Source organism: Gaetbulibacter sp. PBL-D1, from assembly GCF_050509525.1.
Lineage (GTDB): Bacteria > Bacteroidota > Bacteroidia > Flavobacteriales > Flavobacteriaceae > Gaetbulibacter_B > Gaetbulibacter_B jejuensis.
Genome location: NZ_JBNWKB010000001.1, coordinates 238,448 through 256,846, shown reverse-complemented (window position 1 = coordinate 256,846; position 18,399 = coordinate 238,448). Strand labels below are relative to the sequence as shown.

The window sequence follows — 18,399 nt, the reverse complement described above, 5'->3', positions numbered from 1 at the left end:
GTTATGATTTTAAAAAAGTACATGTCGTTTGTTTTTCTACTGTTGCTTTTAGGGTGTAATTCCGATGATGACAATGGTTCAAATAATGAATGTGGAGACCAAATGATTTTTGATGAAGAATTATTTAATCAAGAGTCGTCATCTAGTTTTTCTATTCAAAATGCCGAAATAGATGGTGATTGTTTGATGGTTACCTTATCAGCTAGCGGATGTGATGGAACTTCTTGGGAAGCAGACTTAGTTACTGATGGTTTGGAAACAACATCTGTTCCTCCTAGTAGGTCGATACGTGTTGATTTTACCAATATTGAAGTCTGTACAGCTGTTATCACTAGAACATTTCAGTTTTATTTAGGAAGCAACAATAATGAGACTGCAATATATTGGCTTGAAGATTGGGATGGAGGTGCTCTGATTCATAACGAATAGCATTAAAAAAGATATAAAAAAAGCCTGAATGTTTTCAGGCTTTTTTTATTGAAAGAATGAAAAATTAGGTGCATAAAATTTTTTTGACATACATTTGTAGCCTTAAAAAATGATTTATGGCGAAGAATCTAGTAATTGTTGAGTCACCTGCAAAGGCTAAAACTATCGAAAAATTTTTAGGTAAGGATTTTAAAGTTGAATCTAGCTTTGGTCACATTGCCGACTTGCCTTCAAAAGAACTTGGAGTAGATGTTGATGGAGATTTTAAGCCTAAATATCAGGTGTCTAGAGACAAGCGAGATGTCGTAAAAAAACTAAAAGAGCTAGCAGCAAAAGCCGAAACGGTTTGGTTAGCAAGTGATGAGGATCGCGAAGGAGAAGCTATTGCGTGGCATTTAGCTGAAACGTTAAAACTAGACAAATCAAAGACCAAACGAATCGTTTTTCATGAAATTACCAAGACAGCAATTCAACGTGCAATAGAAAACCCAAGAGGTATTGATTACGATTTAGTTGATGCGCAACAAGCACGTCGTGTATTAGATAGAATTGTAGGTTACGAATTATCTCCAGTACTATGGCGAAAAGTTAAAGGTGGTTTATCTGCTGGTCGTGTGCAGTCAGTTTCAGTAAGACTTATTGTAGAGCGTGAACGCGAAATTCAAGAGTTTTCACCTGAAGCATCTTATAGGATTGATGCAGAGTTCACTAACGAAGACGGTCAAGCTTTTAAAGCAAAATTACCTAAGAACTTTTCTAGCAAAGAAGAAGCGTATAAGTTTTTAGAGCAGAATATTTCAGCAGACTTTAAAGTTGCTAACCTCGAAAAAAAGCCTGCTAAAAAATCACCAGCAGCACCATTTACAACATCAACCTTACAACAAGAAGCTGCTAGAAAATTAGGGTTTTCAGTAAGTAGAACCATGTCAAATGCACAACGTTTGTATGAAGCTGGATTGATAACCTATATGAGAACTGATAGTGTTAACTTATCAGACGAGGCGAGAAAAGGTGCCGAGGCCGAAATTAAAAATGCTTATGGCTCTAGCTATAGTAAGCCTAGAAATTATAAAGGTAAAGCTAAAGGAGCTCAAGAAGCGCATGAGGCTATTAGACCAACCGATTTTTCTGCACATTCTGTTAATGCAGATAGAGACCAAGCAAGACTATACGATTTAATTTGGAAACGTGCCATTGCTTCTCAAATGAGTGAAGCACAATTAGAACGTACCAATGTAAAAATAAGTGCTTCAACGCACAATGAGACCTTTACAGCTAATGGAGAGGTAATCACTTTTGATGGGTTCTTAAAGGTTTACCTTGAAGGTACTGATGATGAAGATGCAGAGCAAGACGGAATGTTGCCAGCAATGAAAGTAAACGAGACCTTGCTTAATAATTACATTACAGCTACTGAGCGTTATACAAGACCACCTGCTAGATATACTGAAGCATCTTTGGTAAAGAAATTAGAAGAGTTAGGTATTGGTCGTCCATCTACATATGCGCCAACAATTTCAACAATTCAAAACAGAAATTATGTTGAAAAAGGAACTGTGGATGGTGTTGCAAGAGACTATTCTCAATTAACCATGCAACAAGGTGCAATAAAAGATAAGAAACTTACAGAAAAAGTAGGTTCAGATAAAGGTAAACTAGTGCCTACTGATATAGGAATGATTGTAACGGATTTCTTGGTGAATCATTTCGAATATATCTTAGACTATAACTTTACAGCAAAAGTTGAAGAAGATTTTGATGATATTGCTGAAGGTAAAGTAGATTGGTCTAAAATGATGAAAGACTTTTATAAAGATTTTCATCCGCAAGTTGAGGATGTTCAAGAAAATGCCGATAGAGAATCTGGTGAACGTGTTTTAGGAACCGATCCAAAAACAGGTAAGCAAGTGAGTGTGCGTTTAGGTAAGTTTGGACCTATGGTACAAATAGGAACAGTTGATGACGAAGAAAAACCTCAGTTTGCGAGTTTAACACCAGACCAACAATTAAATACTATAACTTATGAAGAAGCAATGGATTTATTTAAGCTTCCAAAAAGTTTAGGAACTTATGAAGGAGAAGAGGTTGAAGTTAACAACGGACGCTTTGGACCTTATGTTAAGTTTGGTAAAAAGTTTGTGTCATTACCTGCAGGTGTTGATCCTCTAAGTGTAGAAATGGATGACGCTATTGTTTTAATAAAAGAAAAACAAAAAGCCGATGCTCCTATATATATGTATAAGGAGTTGCCAGTTCAAAAAGGTAAAGGACGTTTTGGACCATTTATAAAGTGGAACAACATGTTTATCAACGTAAACAAGAAGTATGATTGGGATAATCTTTCCGATTCTGATATTATTGAGTTAATAGAGGACAAAATTCAAAAAGAAAAGGATAAATTAGTGCACTCTTGGGAAAGTGAAGGTATACGAGTTGAAAAAGCACGTTGGGGAAGACACAATGTTATAAAAGGTAAAACTAAAGTTGAGCTTCAAAAAACTGTTGACGTAACTGATATGACTTTAGAAGAAGCTAAAGAAATTTTAGAAAAAGCTGCTCCTAAGAAAAAAGCCACAAAGAAAAAGACAACCACAAAAAAGAAATAATACATGAACTTTAATTTTCTTTCTCCTGTTTCCGATACTGTTTTAGCTCATAACGAGTTGCTGTCTCAACAAGCACTAGGAAGAAAAATAAAAGTTCACTCTGCTCAAAAAGGAATTCCAGATTTAGAGGATGTCAAAATTGCTATCATTGGTGTATTAGAAAATCGTAATGATGTCAATTACATTGGTGACATGGTTGATTTTACCAATGTAAGAAAAGCACTCTATGCACTTTTCCCTGGAAACTGGAATACCAAACTTGCCGATTTAGGCGATATTCATCAAGGAGATTCAGTAGAAGATACCTACTTTGCTCTTAAAACAATAATCACTGTTTTACTTGAAAAAAAGATAATACCTGTAATATTAGGAGGAAGTCAAGATTTAACCTATGCTAATTATCGCGCTTACGATAATGTTATACCAATGGTTAATATTGTAAATGTAGATAGTAATTTTGATTTAGGCGATTCAACACAACCAATAAAGAATAATAGTTATTTAGGTAAGATTATACTAGAGCAACCATTTAACCTCTTTAATTATTCTACAATAGGATATCAAACCTATTTCAATCCGCAAGAAGAAATTGATTTAATGGATAAGCTTTATTTTGAAGCGTATCGTTTAGGAGAGGTGTCTAATAATATAAGTTTAGTAGAGCCAGTAATGAGAGATGCTCATTTAGTGAGTGTCGATTTAAAATCTGTAAAAGCATCTGAAGTTGGAGAAAAGCAAAAGTACTCACCAAATGGACTTGACGGAAAGGAAGTTTGTGCTATTTCAAGGTATGCTGGTATAAGTAATAAAGTATCTTCATTTGGGATTTATGAATATAAACTTTCAAGAGAAGATGAAGTCACTGCAATGTTAGTTGCACAAATAATTTGGTATTTCGTCGAGGGCGTAAATTGTCGAGTAAAAGACGACGATTTTAAAGATGACAATAACTATCAAAAATTCAATGTGTTAGTAGAAGATGAAGATCTTATTTTTTATAGGAGTATAAAAACTGGACGTTGGTGGATAGAAATACCTTTTTTGCCAAATGTTAATAATAAATTAAAAAAGCATACGTTATTACCATGCACGCATGAAGATTATGTAGAGGCAAGCCATGGAAAAATACCTGAAAGATGGTATAAGGCGTATAAAAAGAATAGTTTTTAGTATATTTACTTTTTTAATCCTAAAAGTCAATTTCATCGATGAAATGCATGCTTTTCAGGATGAAGTGCAAAAAAAAATAAAAAAAAATTGTTTTTTTGAAAATATATGGATATGTTTACTGCCTCAAAATTGGGAAAACAAATTTTTTTTAAAAATTTAACATTTAATAACCGAACAATTTTAAACTAATTTAACCTCGAGTTTCTATGAATATGAAGAAGTTTGCTTTATTAACCGCTGTGTTAGCTCTATTAGTTAGTTGTGGCTCTGGAGACAGAGGAGAACTAGTTGGAGTTAAAGGAAAGAAATGGCATCCTGAAAAGCCCTATGGAATGACGCTTGTTCCAGGTGGAGCATTTATTATGGGTAAATCAGATGATGACCTAGCTGGTGTGCAAGATGCACCAACAAGAACTGCTACAGTTAGAGCGTTCTACATGGACGAAACTGAAATCACTAACAGTGAGTATCGTCAGTTTGTTAATTGGGTAAGAGACTCAATTATTAGAACTAACCTTGCAATTATTGCAGATGATTTTGGATTAACACCTGACGATGGTGGTACTGGCGAATTTGCCTTTAAAGATGCCGATACTACAAACATGAGTGTTTATGAAAAATACATGATTGATAATTATAGTGGACTTGGGCCAACTGGTTATGAAGGAAGAAAATTAAATCATGATGTAGATTTGATTTTTGATACTTCTGAATATCCAGATGAGTACTATGCTGAGGTTATGGATACAATGTATTTACCAATTGAGGAATCTTACAATGGACAACGTACTTGGGATGTGAAAAAATTCAAGTTCCAGTATACTTATATGGACATTAAAAAAGCAGCTAAAAACAAAAACCTAAGACGTAAAGATGTATTAATTACTGAAGAGGTTGAGGTGTATCCTGATACTACTGCTTGGATTAGAGACTTCGCTTACTCTTATAATGAGCCAATGCATAACGATTATTTTTGGCATGATGCTTACGGAGATTATCCTGTAGTAGGAGTGTCATGGAAACAAGCAAATGCTTTCTGTCAGTGGAGAACATTAAATAAAAATGGTTACCAAAAGAGTAAAGGTAAAGCTTTTGTGAATTCATTCAGACTGCCTTCAGAAGCAGAATGGGAATATGCTGCAAGAGGTGGATTGCAAGGAGCAACTTTCCCTTGGGGTGGACCATATACTAAAAATGACAGAGGTTGTTTTATGGCAAACTTTAAGCCTTTAAGAGGAGATTATGCTGCTGACCAAGCTTTATATACTGTAGAAGCTGATGCATATGAGCCAAACGACTACAACTTATACAATATGGCAGGTAATGTGTCAGAATGGGTGTACGGTTCTTATGATCCAGGTTCTTATGAATACTCTTCAACAATTAACCCTAATGTAAACGATCCTGATAATGAGCGTAAAGTAGTACGTGGTGGATCATGGAAAGATGTTGCATATTTCTTACAAGTAAGCTCAAGAGATTATGAATATGCTGATTCTGCAAGAAGTTACATAGGATTTAGAACAGTACAAGATTACATGGGTACTGAAGTAACAAACAACGCAAGAAATTAAAAACAACAACAACTTAAATTAACAATTAATACTAACCTACTTAGGTAATATTTAACTTAAACTAAAAACACAAAAATTATGGCACAATCAAAAGCAAGTAAGAGGTTCATGAACATGGCTTACGGACTAGGAGCATCAGTAGTAATCATTGGAGCACTATTCAAAATTATTCACTTCGAAATTGGATTTTTAACTGGTAATGTTATGTTAGCAATCGGTCTTATTACTGAGGCAATTATATTCGCATTATCTGCATTCGAACCAGTAGACGATGAATTAGACTGGTCTTTAGTATACCCAGAATTGGCTGGAGGAGCTTCTTCAAACAAAAAGAAAAAAGCTGAAGAGCCAAAAGACGCTGAAGGTTTATTGTCTAAGAAATTAGATAACTTATTAAAAGAAGCTAAAATTGATGGTGAGCTTATGACTAGCTTAGGTGAAAGCATCAAAAACTTCGAAGGTGCTGCTAAAAGCATTAGCCCAACTGTAGATTCAATTGCTGCTACTAAAAAGTATGGAGAAGAATTATCTCTTGCTGCTGCACAAATGGAATCATTAAACAGCCTTTATAAAGTACAATTAGAAAGCGTTAACCGTCAAGCTGCTATTAACGAAGAAGCTGTTGAAAACGCAACTAAACTTAAAGAGCAAATGCAATCTTTAGCATCTAACCTTTCTTCATTAAATGGAGTATATGGTGGAATGCTATCTGCTATGAACAAAAACTAAATTAGTTTTTAATTTTCGCAATTAATTAAAACAATTAACAACAAAAAACTAATTTAAAATGGCAGGAGGAAAATTATCTGCAAGGCAGAAAATGATTAACTTGATGTATTTGATCTTCATTGCGATGCTAGCATTGAATATGTCAAAAGAAGTGCTATCGGCATTTGGATTAATGAACGAAAAGCTAACCGAGTCTAACGAAGCTGCTACTGAACGTAACGCTGCATTTATGGAAGGTTTAGCTGCTAAAGTAGACGAGCAACCAGCTAAGTATAGACCTTTAAAGGCTGACGCTGATCAAATAGACAAATTAGCGACCGATTTTAATAGTTATTTAGATGATTTAAAAGCTCAAATGACTGCTAAGGTTGAAGACCCTAAAGATTATGAAGTAATGGATAAAGGAGATTTCCTTGATAACCATTTCTTTAAAGGAGATAAACTAAAGCCTGAAGGAGAAGAATTTTTAAATCAAATAGCTAAGTTTAGAGATGGAGTGTCTAATATTTTAGCAGGTAACCCAGAGTTAGCAAGTATGGCTGATGATGTAAAGAAGAAATTTGCTACAGAGCCTGTAAAAAATAGAGATGGAAACACTATTGATTGGTTAGATTACCACTATAAAGGATTCCCTTTAGTTGCTTCTTTAACTAAAATGACTCAATTACAAGCTGATATTAAAACTACTGAGTCTGAAGTATTATCTTCAATGCTGGCGGGTGAACAAGTAAAACAGCTTTCAATGAGAAACTATCAAGCAATTGTTATTCCTGAAAAAACTGCTTTCTTCAGTGGCGAAAATTTTAAAGGAAAAGTAGTTCTAGGTCGTTTTGACAATACAATGAACTTTGATAAAATTGTTGTTAACGGTAGTGAAATTGAGAACACACAAGCTGGTCAAGTTGTCCTTGACTTTCCTGCAGGTGCTGTAGGTGAGCGTGAAATCAATGGTACTTTGGAGTTTAAGGAAGGTGATTCTATCGTTCCAATTCCAATCAAGAGTACTTACGCTGTAGTACCTAAACCAAACTCTGCTACAATATCTGCTGATAAAATGAATGTAGTATATAGAGGTGTTAATAACCCTATGACTATTTCTTTTGCTGGTATTTCAGATAACAATGTATCTGCAAGTGGACCAGGTTTATCAAAAGGTTCTGGAGTAGGAAAATATAACATGGTACCTACAAGTGGTAAAGAGGTAACAATTAATGTTACAGGTACTTTACCAGATGGATCTAAAGTTAGTGATAGAGCTACATTTAGAATTAAAGATATCCCTAAACCTGTAGGTGTTTTAGCTGGTCAAGACGGATCATTTAGTTTACCAAGAAACAACGTTGAAATAGGTAGAGTTGAAGCAAAACTATTAGACTTTGATTTTGACTTACCACTTAACGTAACAGGATTTAAATTTAAAGTTCCAGGTCAACCATCGGTTACTGTACAAGGTAACAGATTGAATAGTGCTGCTAAAAACGCATTACGTAAAGCTAAGCGTGGTGACACTGTTCAAATTTTTGAGATTAGATCAACAAGTTCTGGTCCTAAAATCAAACCAGCAGCTCCTATATTAATAGAGCTATCTAACTAATCTGTTTTATACAGACTACTTATGTAATAATGGTTAAATTAAAAATTAAAAAAATGAATAATAAATTCTTATTGTCAATTGTACTAATAGTAGGTTTTACTCTTAATACATTTTCTCAGGCAAACATCTTAAATGCTAAGAAACCTGAAGAAATTGGAGTGAAGACAGAGGCTCAGTTAGCATTGGATAACGATAAGCCATTGGAATATGGATATGTTGATGACAGAGACATACTATTTTCTAAAATGACTTGGGAAAAAATTGTTCTTGATGAAAGAGCTAACTTTCCACTGTACTATCCAGTAGATACTAATAATATTGGAAGTGAAAGACGTTCTTTATATCATGTGTTAATCAAAGCGGTTAGAGACGGAAAAATCAAGAATATCTATGATGATTCTTATTTCACTGCTAAAAGAACACTTAAAGATTTAGCTGATATTACAACAAAAGTAGATACTTTAGGTATTGGATACGACCAATTCAACGCTGAAGGATTCGTGGATCCTGAATATATTACTACAACTAGAATTGAAGCTTACGATATTAAAGCGTATTTAATTAAAGGTCTGTGGTATTTTGACAAGAGACAAGGTGAGTTAAAGTACAGGTTACTTGGTATTGCTCCAGCAGCACCAGACGTAAACTTTATTAACTCAAATGACGAAGCTAATAAAGTGCCTAATGCTTTGTTTTGGGTATTTTATCCTGAAGCAAGAGAGGTTCTGCATGAAGCAAAATCATTCAATAACAAAAATAGTGCAATGCCAATATCTTTTGACCACTTGTTAAACTCAAGACGTTTTAACGGTTACATGTACAAAGAAGAAAATGTATATGGAGATAGAGAGGTTAAAGAATATGTTGCAGATAACGCATTAATGCAGTTATTAGAATCTGATCGTATCAAAGAAAAGATTAGAAACTTTGAACAAGATATGTGGTCTTACTAAGTATAGACTTCTACATAAAACAAAAAGCTCGCTTATTAAGTGAGCTTTTTGTTTTTTAATAATTACCCTTCGCCTTACCTTTGTCACTCTTTAATTGTACATGGAAGTAGATTATATAATAGTAGGTTGCGGACTAGCAGGAATTGCCTTTTGCGAGCAGTTACGACAGAACAACAAATCTTTTGTGGTATTTGATAATTCATCTCAGCACTCATCAACTGTTGCAGCAGGATTATATAACCCAGTTATTTTAAAACGATTTACTGAAGTTTGGAGAGCTCAAGAACAATTAGATATTGCTTTGCCTTATTATAAAAGCCTTGAAAGTTTGTTAAGCAAGAAACTGGATTATAAATCGTCTATTTACAGAAGGTTTTCATCAATAGAAGAGCAAAACGAATGGTTCTCAGCTGCTGATAAACCAGCCTTAGAGCCTTATTTATCTACAAAGATTGTGAAGAATACCAATGTATCGATTGATGCTCCTTTTGGTTTTGGAGAAGTCTTACATACAGGTAGAATTGATACTAATGTGCTTATTGATTCGTATAGATTATTCCTTGAAGATAATAATAGACTATACAAAGAGTTGTTTAAATATGAAGATCTAATCATAGATAGGCAAGAGATAAAGTACAATACTATTAGTGCATCACATATTGTGTTTTCTGAAGGCTTTGGGATTTTAAAAAATCCGTATTTTAAAAACCTTCCACTTAGTGGAACTAAAGGTGAGATACTAACCATTAAAGCACCAGACTTAAAGCTAGACTACATCTTAAAGTCATCAGCTTTTTTAGTGCCTTTGGGAGACGATTTATATTCTGTTGGAGCGACTTATAATTGGGATGATAAAACAAACTCAACAACTATTGAAGCAAAAGAAGAACTAGTTAGTAAGCTGAAAAAGTTTATGACTTGCAGTTTTGAAGTTGTCAATCAAGTAGCAGGAATAAGACCAACGGTAAAAGATAGAAGACCTTTGGTAGGTTCGCATAATAATTACAACAACGTTTTTGTATTAAATGGACTAGGAACTAGAGGTGTTATGATTGCTCCTTATGTTGCACAGCAACTCTTTAACCATATTGAGCGCAACGAAAATTTAGATAGCGAAATAAATATTTCAAGATTTTTAATTTGAACAAATATGTTCTCAAATAGATATATCAGTTTCGTTCAGCTTTGTCATTCCGCACTTGATGCAGAATCTACTTTTTAGATAGATAGTTTTTTGAGTTACTTCTTAGCTAAAGTCTTATCATAATGCATAAAAAGATTAATCCATATATTTCTGGATAATCGCATTATTATTGGTCCAAAAGCAACCAAAGTTCCAATTATAGCTATAAAAGCAACTTTTAAGCTAGTGTTTAAAAATAAGTAACTAATAACAAAAGCAGCAACAGCAAATGCAATACCTACAGCATAACTCACATACATTGAACCATAAAAAAACGAAGGCTCAATTCTGTATTTTGTGTTACAATTAGAACATCTCTCATTTATCTTTAGAGTATCACCTAAAACATAAGGGTTTTTTGTAGTATACATAGATTCTTCATGACATTTAGGGCATGCGCCTGTGAAAATGCTATATAATTTGCTTCCTTTTTTTATCATGATTAAAAGTTTATTTTTGCGTTTTGTATCTCTATACAAAAATACTCTTTAATCATTAATTCTTTGTAACAATAGTAGCAAATGCTCAATATTCATAATCTATCCATTTCTTTTCAAGGCGAATATCTATTCGAAGAGATCACCTTTAAATTAGGCTCTGGAGATAGAGTAGGATTGATTGGAAAAAACGGAGCAGGAAAATCCACAATGCTTAAAATTCTTTCTGGAGAAATGGAAGCCGATTCAGGTCAAATGGCAGCAGATAAAAACTTAAGTATTGGGTTTTTAAAACAAGATATCGATTTTGTTTTTGGAAGAACAGTTTTAGAAGAGTCTTACCAAGCTTTTGAAGAGATTAAATCGCTAGAAGCTAAAATGGAAGACATCAATACGCAATTAGCTGAACGTACAGACTATGAAAGTGAAGGGTATAACCAGCTAATGATTGATCTTAACGATGTGCAACATCAATATGAGATTATTGGAGGTTATAATTATCAAGGTGAAACCGAAAAAATACTACAAGGTTTAGGGTTTAAACGCGAAGACTTTGGTAAACTAACCGATACATTTTCTGGAGGATGGAGAATGCGTATTGAACTCGCTAAGCTATTACTTCAAAACAACGATATATTATTACTAGATGAGCCTACAAACCATTTAGATATCGAATCTATTATTTGGCTAGAAGGATTTTTGAAAAGTTATAATGGAGCAGTGGTTATTGTGTCTCACGACAAAATGTTTTTAGACAATGTAACCAACAGAACTATTGAAATTTCATTAGGAAGAATTTACGATTACCCTAAACCGTATTCAAAGTTTTTGGTATTACGTAAAGAAATCAAAGACCAGCAGCTAGCAGCTCAAAAAAATCAAGAAAAGCAAATTCAACAAACTGAGAAGTTAATTGAAAAATTTAGAGCCAAAGCATCAAAAGCTTCTATGGCACAATCGCTTATAAAAAAGCTGGATAGAATTGATAGGATTGAGGTCGATGAAGATGATAACAGCGTAATGACACTTAATTTTCCGGTTTCCATTACTCCAGGAAAAGTAGTTGTTGAAGCCGAAGGCGTTTCAAAACATTATGGAGACTTACAAGTATTGAATAATATTGACCTTACTATTGAGCGCGATTCTAAAACTGCATTCGTTGGTCAAAATGGTCAAGGAAAATCTACACTAGCAAAAATTATTGTTAATGAAATAAAGCATCAAGGACATCTAAAACTTGGACACAATGTGCAAATAGGATATTTTGCCCAAAACCAAGCAGAATATTTAGATGGTAACAAAACTGTGCATGACACCATGATTGATGCTGCTAACGAAACTAACCGAACTAAAGTAAGAGATATTTTAGGTGCTTTTTTATTTAGAGGAGAAGAAGTTGATAAGTATGTGCGTGTGCTTTCAGGAGGTGAACGTAACCGTTTGGCAATGGCAAAATTAATGCTTCAGCCGTTTAACGTTTTGGTAATGGATGAGCCTACAAACCATCTCGATATTAAATCCAAAAACGTGTTGAAGGAAGCGCTAAAACGTTTTGAAGGGACTTTAATTTTGGTGTCTCACGATAGAGATTTTCTTCAAGGTTTAGTAGATAAAGTTTATGAGTTCAAAGACCAGAAAATTAAAGAATATTTAGGTGATATAGACTATTACTTAGAGCAACGAAATGTTGAAAGTCTTAGGGAAATAGAAAAAAGAGACGTTGTTAAAGAAGCTCCTAAAGAAGCAAATAACAAACAATCCTACCAAGATCAAAAGAAACTAAAATCTTTAAATAATAAACTAAGTAATACAGAGTCTAAAATCAACTCACTTGAAAAAGAAATAAAAAACATTGATGTTGAGCTCGCTACCAATTATGATGAAGTCGTTTCAGACCCTAGTTTTTTTGACACCTATCAAGCTAAAAAAGACCAATTAGAAACATTGATGTTAGAATGGGAAACTATTCAGGAGGAAATTGATGGTATGACCTCATAGAGAGTGTTCTTTTTAAGTTTTTTTTAACGGCTTACCACAAGCAAATAAATATTTTTGTAGGTATTACCATCAAAAATCATTTAATGAGAAAACTAATACTCTCAGCTATTGGGCTAGTTATTATTTTGTTAGCTGTTTTAGGAGCCTATTTAATCATTGAAAATAGCAATAAGCCAAAACCTAGAATAGAAAAAGTAGTAAAGACTGTTTTTGCTGAAACAGTAACAAATACAACAGTTCCAATAACCATACCTGCAAATGGAACTTTGGTGGCAAAACATAAATTAGAACTATATTCTGAAGTACAAGGTGTTTTTCAAAGTAGTGCTCACGATTTTAAACCAGGACAACCATACCGAAAAGGCGAATCCTTAATTAGAATAAATAGTAGCGAGTATTATGCTTCAGTACAATCAGCAAAAAGTGATTTATATAACTTGATAACTTCTATAATGCCAGATTTAAGACTGGATTACCCTGAAGTTTTCCCAGCCTGGGAAGCATATCTTAAAAATTTTGATATTAGCAAAAGTGTTGCACCTTTACCTGAGTCAACTAATGAAAAAGCCAATTATTTTATCACAGGAAGAGGTATTGTGTCGTCTTACTACAATATTAAGAACCTAGAACAACGACTTTCAAAGTATAGTATTTATGCACCTTTTAATGGCATTTTAACCGAAGCTTTAGTAACTAAAGGTACTTTGGTGCGTTCTGGTCAAAAATTAGGAGAATATATTGATACTTCGGTTTATGAGTTAGAATTGGCAATTAGTAAAACCTTTAGTGATTTACTTCAAATAGGAGAAAAAGTAGAGCTAAACACACTAGAAGGTAACCAAACTTATACAGGCAATGTAACAAGAGTTAACGGTAGAATTGACCAAGCTACTCAAACCATAAAAGTGTTTGTAGAAGTAAAAGGCGACAACTTAAAAGAAGGTATGTTTCTTGAAGCCAATTTGGAGGCTAAAGACGAACCAAATGCGATTAAAATTTCAAGAAAGCTACTAGTTGATGAATCTGAAATATTCATTATTAAAGACAGTATTTTAGATTTAATACAAGTTAAGCCAGTTTATTTTTCACCAAAAGAAGTTGTGATAAAAGGTGTTCCTGACGGAACAAAAATTTTGTCTAAATCAGTACCTGGAGCTTATGCTGGTATGCTAGTAAAAGTTAACCAAGAATCGACTTCACAACAAACCAATAACTGATTATGAGAAAAATAATTAGCTATTTCATAAAGTATGAAGTTGCAGTAAATATAATTATTATTGCGTTTCTCATCTTTGGGGTTTTAGGCGTTTTTCAATTAAAATCATCCTTTTTTCCGTTACAAGAATCTGAAACCATTTCCATAAATATTACTTATCCTGGAGCAGCACCTCAAGAGATTGAAGAAGGTATTGTTTTAAAAGTTGAAGACAACCTTAAAGGATTAGTAGGTGTTGAGCGAGTAACTTCTACCTCAAGAGAAAATGGAGGGAGTATTACCGTTGAAATTGAAAGTGATGAGGATATAGACGATATGCTCGCCGAAGTAAAAAATGCAGTTGATAGAGTGCCGAATTTCCCAACAGGAATGGAACCTTTAGTGGTTGCAAAACAAGAACGTATTAGACAAACCATTGATTTTGCCATTAGTGGAGATAATATTGAACTCGCTTCATTAAAACAAATAGGACGACAAATAGAAAACGATTTGAGAGCTATGGATGGGATTTCTCAAATCAGTATTTCTGGTTATCCTGAAGAAGAAATAGAAATTGCAGTACGAGAAAATGACCTTTTAGCGTATAACTTAACCTTTTCTGAGGTTGCAAATGCAGTCGCTCAAGCTAATATTTTATCTACTGGTGGAAATATAAAAACCGATAGTGAAGATTACTTAATTAGAGCAAACAATAGGTCTTATTATGGTAATGAGTTAAACCACTTGTCTGTTAGAGCAAGAGAAGATGGTACTGTAGTACGATTGCAAGATGTGGCAACTATAAAAGACCGTTTTTCTGAAACACCAAACGCATCCTATTTTAATGGTAATGTTGCAGTAAATGTTGAAATTACAAATACAAATAGCGAAGACCTTCTTTCTGCTGCAGAAAAAGTAAACGCGTACATTGAGGAATTTAATCAAAAGCATTCAGGAGTTAAAATAGATGTGGTTAGCGACTCTTCAATACGGTTAAACCAAAGAACACAATTACTTTTAGAAAATGGTGCAGTAGGTATCTTGTTAGTGTTATTCTTTTTATCACTATTTCTTAATACGCGTTTAGCATTCTGGGTGGCGTTAGGTTTACCTGTAGCCTTTTTAGGAATGTTCATTTTTGCTCCTTTGTTTAATGTTACCATTAATGTATTGTCTTTGTTTGGAATGATAATAGTTATTGGTATTCTGGTAGATGATGGTATTGTAATTTCTGAAAATATCTACCAGCATTTTGAAAAAGGAAAACCAAGAATACAAGCTGCAATAGATGGTACTATGGAAGTTGTACCTCCTATTTTATCAGCGATTCTTACAACCGTTTTAGCCTTTTCAACGTTTCTGTTTTTAGATGGTCGTATAGGTGCGTTTTTTAGCGAAGTTTCGGTTATTGTAATGTTGACCTTAGTTGTGTCGTTGGTTGAAGCATTAATTATTCTTCCTGCTCATATTGCACATTCTAAAGCGCTTACACATCTATCCGAAGAAGAAAAGGCAAAGAAAAAAGGAATAGCAAAACTGTTTTTAAAACTTAGGAAGTTTAATGAGCTAGGAGATAAATTCATGGTGTATCTTAGAGATACGTTATACACTCCAGCATTACGATTTGCTTTAAACCAACGCTTTATAACATTTGCAATACTCTTAGCTATGATGATTCTTACCATAGGATCTTTTCAAGCAGGTGTTATTAGAAGTGCGTTTTTCCCAAGTATTGCAAGTGATAGAGTGAGTATAGATTTATTAATGCCTGAAGGTACGAACCCAAAAATCACAGATTCAATAATAACTATGGTTGAAACTGCTGCTTGGGAAGTTAACGAGGATTACACCCAAAGACAATCTGGTAATAAGCAAGTGGTTCAAAATATTATTAAACGTGTTGGTCCAGGAAATAACAAAGCAAGTTTAAGTGTTAACTTATTACCAGGTGAAGAACGTGATTTTGGTTCACCTGAAATTACAAATTCTATTAGAGAAGCTGTTGGAGAAGTGTATGGAGTGGAGCGTTTAACTTTTGGTTCGGGAGGAAACTTTGGAGGTAATCCTGTGTCTATTTCTTTATTAGGAAATAATACCGAAGAGCTTAAATTGGCTAAAGATGAATTGAGGCTAGCCTTAGAAAATAACCCACTTTTGACTGATATTTCTGATACTGACCCAGAAGGAATAAAGGAAATTAATATTGAACTTAAAGAATCGGCTTATGCACTTGGTTTGAATTTAAGAGAGGTGATGAGTCAAGTGAGAGCAGGTTTTTTTGGTTTGCAAGCACAACGTTTTCAACGTGGTCAAGATGAAATTCGTGTTTGGGTAAGATATGATAGGGTTAATAGAGAGTCAATTAATGACCTTGATGAAATGCGTATCGTTACACCTTTAGGTCAACGAGTTCCATTTGGAGAAATAGCAACTTATGAAATTAAAAGAGGCGACGAGAGTATTAGTCACCTTGACGGAAGAAGAGAAATTCAGGTTAATGCAGACTTGAAAGATATTAAAGGAAGTCCAACCGAGATTTTACAAGACATAAGAACCAATGTTATGTCAGAGCTGATGTCTAAATATCCTACCATTAGTGCATCTTACGAAGGGCAAAACAGAGAGAAGAACAAACTCACCAATTCAGCAAGAATAGTAGTGCCAGTTGTTATATTCTTAATATATGTAGTTATTGCGTTTACATTTAGAAGTTATAGTCAACCATTATTATTGATACTTATGATTCCGTTTAGTTTCATAGCAGTAGCTTGGGGACATTGGTTTCATGATTTTCCAATTAATATTTTGTCAGCTTTAGGAATTATTGCACTAGTTGGAATTATGGTAAATGATGGATTGGTACTCATAGGTAAATTCAATTCCTTTTTAAAAGAAGGTATGAAATTTGACGATGCACTTTTTGAGGCAGGTAAAGCCCGATTTAGAGCTATATTCTTAACCTCATTAACTACAATTGCAGGTATTGCACCTTTACTTTTAGAAAAGAGTAGGCAAGCGCAATTTTTAAAGCCAATGGCAATTTCAATAGCCTATGGTATTGGTATCGCTACAGTTTTAACATTGTTAATTTTACCACTTTTAATTTCAGTGACGAATAGCGCAAAAAAGAATTCTAAATGGTTGGCAACAGGTAAAAATGTTACTAAAGAAGAAGTAGAACGTGCTATAAAAGAACAAAATATTGAAGATGAACATTAAGTATTCTATATCTGTAATTTTTATTTTAATAGCGAGTTTAGTCAGCGCTCAAGATGTACTCACTACACAAGAAGCAATTGAAATTGCTTTGGAGAATAACTATGGTATTAAAATAGCGAATAAAAATGTTGAAATTGCCGAAAATAATACCAATGTTTTAAATACTGGATACTTGCCAACAGTAACAGCAAGTGGAGGAGCAACATATAATATTGATAATACAGAAGCAGAGTTTTCTGATGGAAGTGTTACAACTTTAGAAGGTGCCGAAAGTTCGCGTTACAATGCGTCAATTAACCTAAATTATACATTATTTGATGGATTAGGAAGACGATATAACTACAAAAGATTAAAGGAAGAAGAGCAATTATCAGAACTACAAGCAAGAGAAACAATTGAAAATACAATACTGCAATTACTCTCAGTATATTACAATGTAGCTCAATTGTCTGAAAATACTTCGGCTTTAGAACAAACCTTAAACATCTCAAAAGATAGGTTAAAAAGAGCGCAATATCAGTTTGATTATGGTCAAAGCACAAAACTTGGTGTATTGAACGCTCAAGTTGATATTAATAACGACAGTATTAATTACATTAACGCTAATCAGCAATTAAAAAACTCTAAACGCGATTTAAATGTTGTGATGGGTAATGTTATGAATTCTCAGTTTGAAGCAGATACTTTGGTAACGTTTAAACTTCAGCTTAATAAAGACCAATTGTTAGAACAAATGAAATCTAACAACGTTACATTGTTACAATTAGAAAAAAACATTTTAATAAGCGAATACGATATAAAGTTTAATAAGGCTGCATATTTACCAACCTTAGGATTAGTAGGTTCTTATGGATGGAATAAAAACAATAACAATGCTGCATCATTCTTAGCTGTATCAACTAATACAGGTTTGTCTGGTGGATTAAATTTAAGTTGGAATTTATTTGATGGAGGAAGCGCAATAACCAGAGTTAAAAATGCTAAAATAAATTTAGAAACTCAGCAGTTACAAAAAGATCAAATTATAATTGATATCGAACGAAACTTCAATAATGCTTGGGACGATTACCAAAACAAGTTAACGATATATAGGGTTCAGGAAGAAAATATAATCACCTCTAAAAATAATTTCGACCGTACTCAGGAAAAATTTAAACTCGGTCAAGTAACTTCAATAGAGTTTAGACAGGCTCAATTAAATTTGCTTAATGCTGAACTTAGTAAAAACCAAGCAAAATATGATGCTAAATTAGCTGAACTTACTCTTCTTCAAATCAGTGGTGAATTGTTGAATGTTCAATTTTAAAAGCGT

Annotated in this window: 13 protein-coding genes; 12 read left to right on the top strand and 1 reads right to left on the bottom strand. The window is 33.6% G+C overall.

The window, feature by feature from the left end; genetic code table 11:
• Positions 1 to 3: 3 nt before the first annotated feature.
• The 8 genes from ACQ0RB_RS01305 to ACQ0RB_RS01270 all read left to right on the top strand — a co-directional run bounded on the left by ACQ0RB_RS01305 (position 4) and on the right by ACQ0RB_RS01270 (position 10,199).
• Complete coding sequence (locus tag ACQ0RB_RS01305) at positions 4 to 429, top strand: hypothetical protein (protein WP_430495945.1); 426 nt, start codon at positions 4 to 6, stop codon at positions 427 to 429.
• Between the two features lie 116 nt (positions 430 to 545).
• Complete coding sequence (topA, locus tag ACQ0RB_RS01300) at positions 546 to 3,035, top strand: type I DNA topoisomerase (protein ID WP_131505888.1); 2,490 nt, start codon at positions 546 to 548, stop codon at positions 3,033 to 3,035.
• A 3-nt stretch (positions 3,036 to 3,038) separates the two neighbouring features.
• Positions 3,039 to 4,205 carry a formimidoylglutamase gene (locus tag ACQ0RB_RS01295; protein WP_343796287.1) on the top strand — a complete coding sequence of 389 codons (1,167 nt, stop codon included), beginning with the start codon at positions 3,039 to 3,041 and terminating at the stop codon, positions 4,203 to 4,205.
• A gap of 206 nt (positions 4,206 to 4,411) precedes the next feature.
• Complete coding sequence (gene gldK, locus ACQ0RB_RS01290) at positions 4,412 to 5,779, top strand: gliding motility lipoprotein GldK (protein ID WP_129759184.1); 1,368 nt, start codon at positions 4,412 to 4,414, stop codon at positions 5,777 to 5,779.
• A 78-nt stretch (positions 5,780 to 5,857) separates the two neighbouring features.
• Positions 5,858 to 6,508, top strand: a complete 651-nt coding sequence (gene gldL, locus ACQ0RB_RS01285; RefSeq protein ID WP_129759183.1) for a gliding motility protein GldL — start codon at positions 5,858 to 5,860, stop codon at positions 6,506 to 6,508.
• A 58-nt stretch (positions 6,509 to 6,566) separates the two neighbouring features.
• A complete protein-coding gene (gene gldM / locus ACQ0RB_RS01280) occupies positions 6,567 to 8,102 on the top strand; it encodes a gliding motility protein GldM (protein ID WP_430495942.1) in 1,536 nt (511 codons plus the stop codon).
• Positions 8,103 to 8,155: 53 nt separating this feature from the next.
• Positions 8,156 to 9,055 (top strand): gliding motility protein GldN, encoded by a 900-nt coding sequence (gldN, locus tag ACQ0RB_RS01275; protein ID WP_131505886.1) that lies wholly within the window; start codon positions 8,156 to 8,158, stop codon positions 9,053 to 9,055.
• A gap of 100 nt (positions 9,056 to 9,155) precedes the next feature.
• The gene (locus ACQ0RB_RS01270; protein ID WP_430495940.1) at positions 9,156 to 10,199 is read left to right on the top strand and encodes an NAD(P)/FAD-dependent oxidoreductase; all 1,044 of its coding nucleotides are present in this window, start codon (positions 9,156 to 9,158) and stop codon (positions 10,197 to 10,199) included.
• Positions 10,200 to 10,294: 95 nt separating this feature from the next.
• On the opposite strand, the gene ACQ0RB_RS01265 is transcribed toward ACQ0RB_RS01270, so the two are convergent.
• Complete coding sequence (locus ACQ0RB_RS01265; RefSeq protein WP_430495938.1) at positions 10,295 to 10,678, bottom strand: DUF983 domain-containing protein; 384 nt, start codon at positions 10,676 to 10,678, stop codon at positions 10,295 to 10,297.
• Positions 10,679 to 10,759: 81 nt separating this feature from the next.
• Between ACQ0RB_RS01265 and ACQ0RB_RS01260 the strand changes: the two genes are divergently transcribed.
• The 4 genes from ACQ0RB_RS01260 (at position 10,760) to ACQ0RB_RS01245 (ending at position 18,393) form a co-directional block, all read left to right on the top strand.
• Positions 10,760 to 12,673, top strand: coding sequence for an ABC-F family ATP-binding cassette domain-containing protein (locus ACQ0RB_RS01260; RefSeq protein WP_129759178.1), 1,914 nt, complete (start codon positions 10,760 to 10,762; stop codon positions 12,671 to 12,673).
• Positions 12,674 to 12,756: 83 nt separating this feature from the next.
• Positions 12,757 to 13,890, top strand: coding sequence for an efflux RND transporter periplasmic adaptor subunit (locus ACQ0RB_RS01255; RefSeq protein WP_430495936.1), 1,134 nt, complete (start codon positions 12,757 to 12,759; stop codon positions 13,888 to 13,890).
• Positions 13,891 to 13,892: 2 nt separating this feature from the next.
• Positions 13,893 to 17,087 carry an efflux RND transporter permease subunit gene (locus ACQ0RB_RS01250; protein WP_430495934.1) on the top strand — a complete coding sequence of 1,065 codons (3,195 nt, stop codon included), beginning with the start codon at positions 13,893 to 13,895 and terminating at the stop codon, positions 17,085 to 17,087.
• Positions 17,077 to 18,393, top strand: coding sequence for a TolC family protein (locus ACQ0RB_RS01245; RefSeq protein ID WP_430495932.1), 1,317 nt, complete (start codon positions 17,077 to 17,079; stop codon positions 18,391 to 18,393). Before ACQ0RB_RS01250 ends, ACQ0RB_RS01245 begins: the two co-directional genes overlap by 11 nt.
• Positions 18,394 to 18,399 lie beyond the last annotated feature (6 nt).

Coding starts and splice junctions, on each gene's coding strand:
- ACQ0RB_RS01295 (WP_343796287.1), top strand. CDS start 3,039: ATGAACTTTAATTTTCTTTCTCCTGTTTCCGATACTGTTTTAGCTCAT.
- gldM (WP_430495942.1), top strand. CDS start 6,567: ATGGCAGGAGGAAAATTATCTGCAAGGCAGAAAATGATTAACTTGATG.
- gldK (WP_129759184.1), top strand. CDS start 4,412: ATGAATATGAAGAAGTTTGCTTTATTAACCGCTGTGTTAGCTCTATTA.
- gldL (WP_129759183.1), top strand. CDS start 5,858: ATGGCACAATCAAAAGCAAGTAAGAGGTTCATGAACATGGCTTACGGA.
- topA (WP_131505888.1), top strand. CDS start 546: ATGGCGAAGAATCTAGTAATTGTTGAGTCACCTGCAAAGGCTAAAACT.
- ACQ0RB_RS01265 (WP_430495938.1), bottom strand. CDS start 10,678: ATGATAAAAAAAGGAAGCAAATTATATAGCATTTTCACAGGCGCATGC.
- ACQ0RB_RS01305 (WP_430495945.1), top strand. CDS start 4: ATGATTTTAAAAAAGTACATGTCGTTTGTTTTTCTACTGTTGCTTTTA.
- gldN (WP_131505886.1), top strand. CDS start 8,156: ATGAATAATAAATTCTTATTGTCAATTGTACTAATAGTAGGTTTTACT.
- ACQ0RB_RS01250 (WP_430495934.1), top strand. CDS start 13,893: ATGAGAAAAATAATTAGCTATTTCATAAAGTATGAAGTTGCAGTAAAT.
- ACQ0RB_RS01260 (WP_129759178.1), top strand. CDS start 10,760: ATGCTCAATATTCATAATCTATCCATTTCTTTTCAAGGCGAATATCTA.
- ACQ0RB_RS01245 (WP_430495932.1), top strand. CDS start 17,077: ATGAACATTAAGTATTCTATATCTGTAATTTTTATTTTAATAGCGAGT.
- ACQ0RB_RS01255 (WP_430495936.1), top strand. CDS start 12,757: ATGAGAAAACTAATACTCTCAGCTATTGGGCTAGTTATTATTTTGTTA.
- ACQ0RB_RS01270 (WP_430495940.1), top strand. CDS start 9,156: ATGGAAGTAGATTATATAATAGTAGGTTGCGGACTAGCAGGAATTGCC.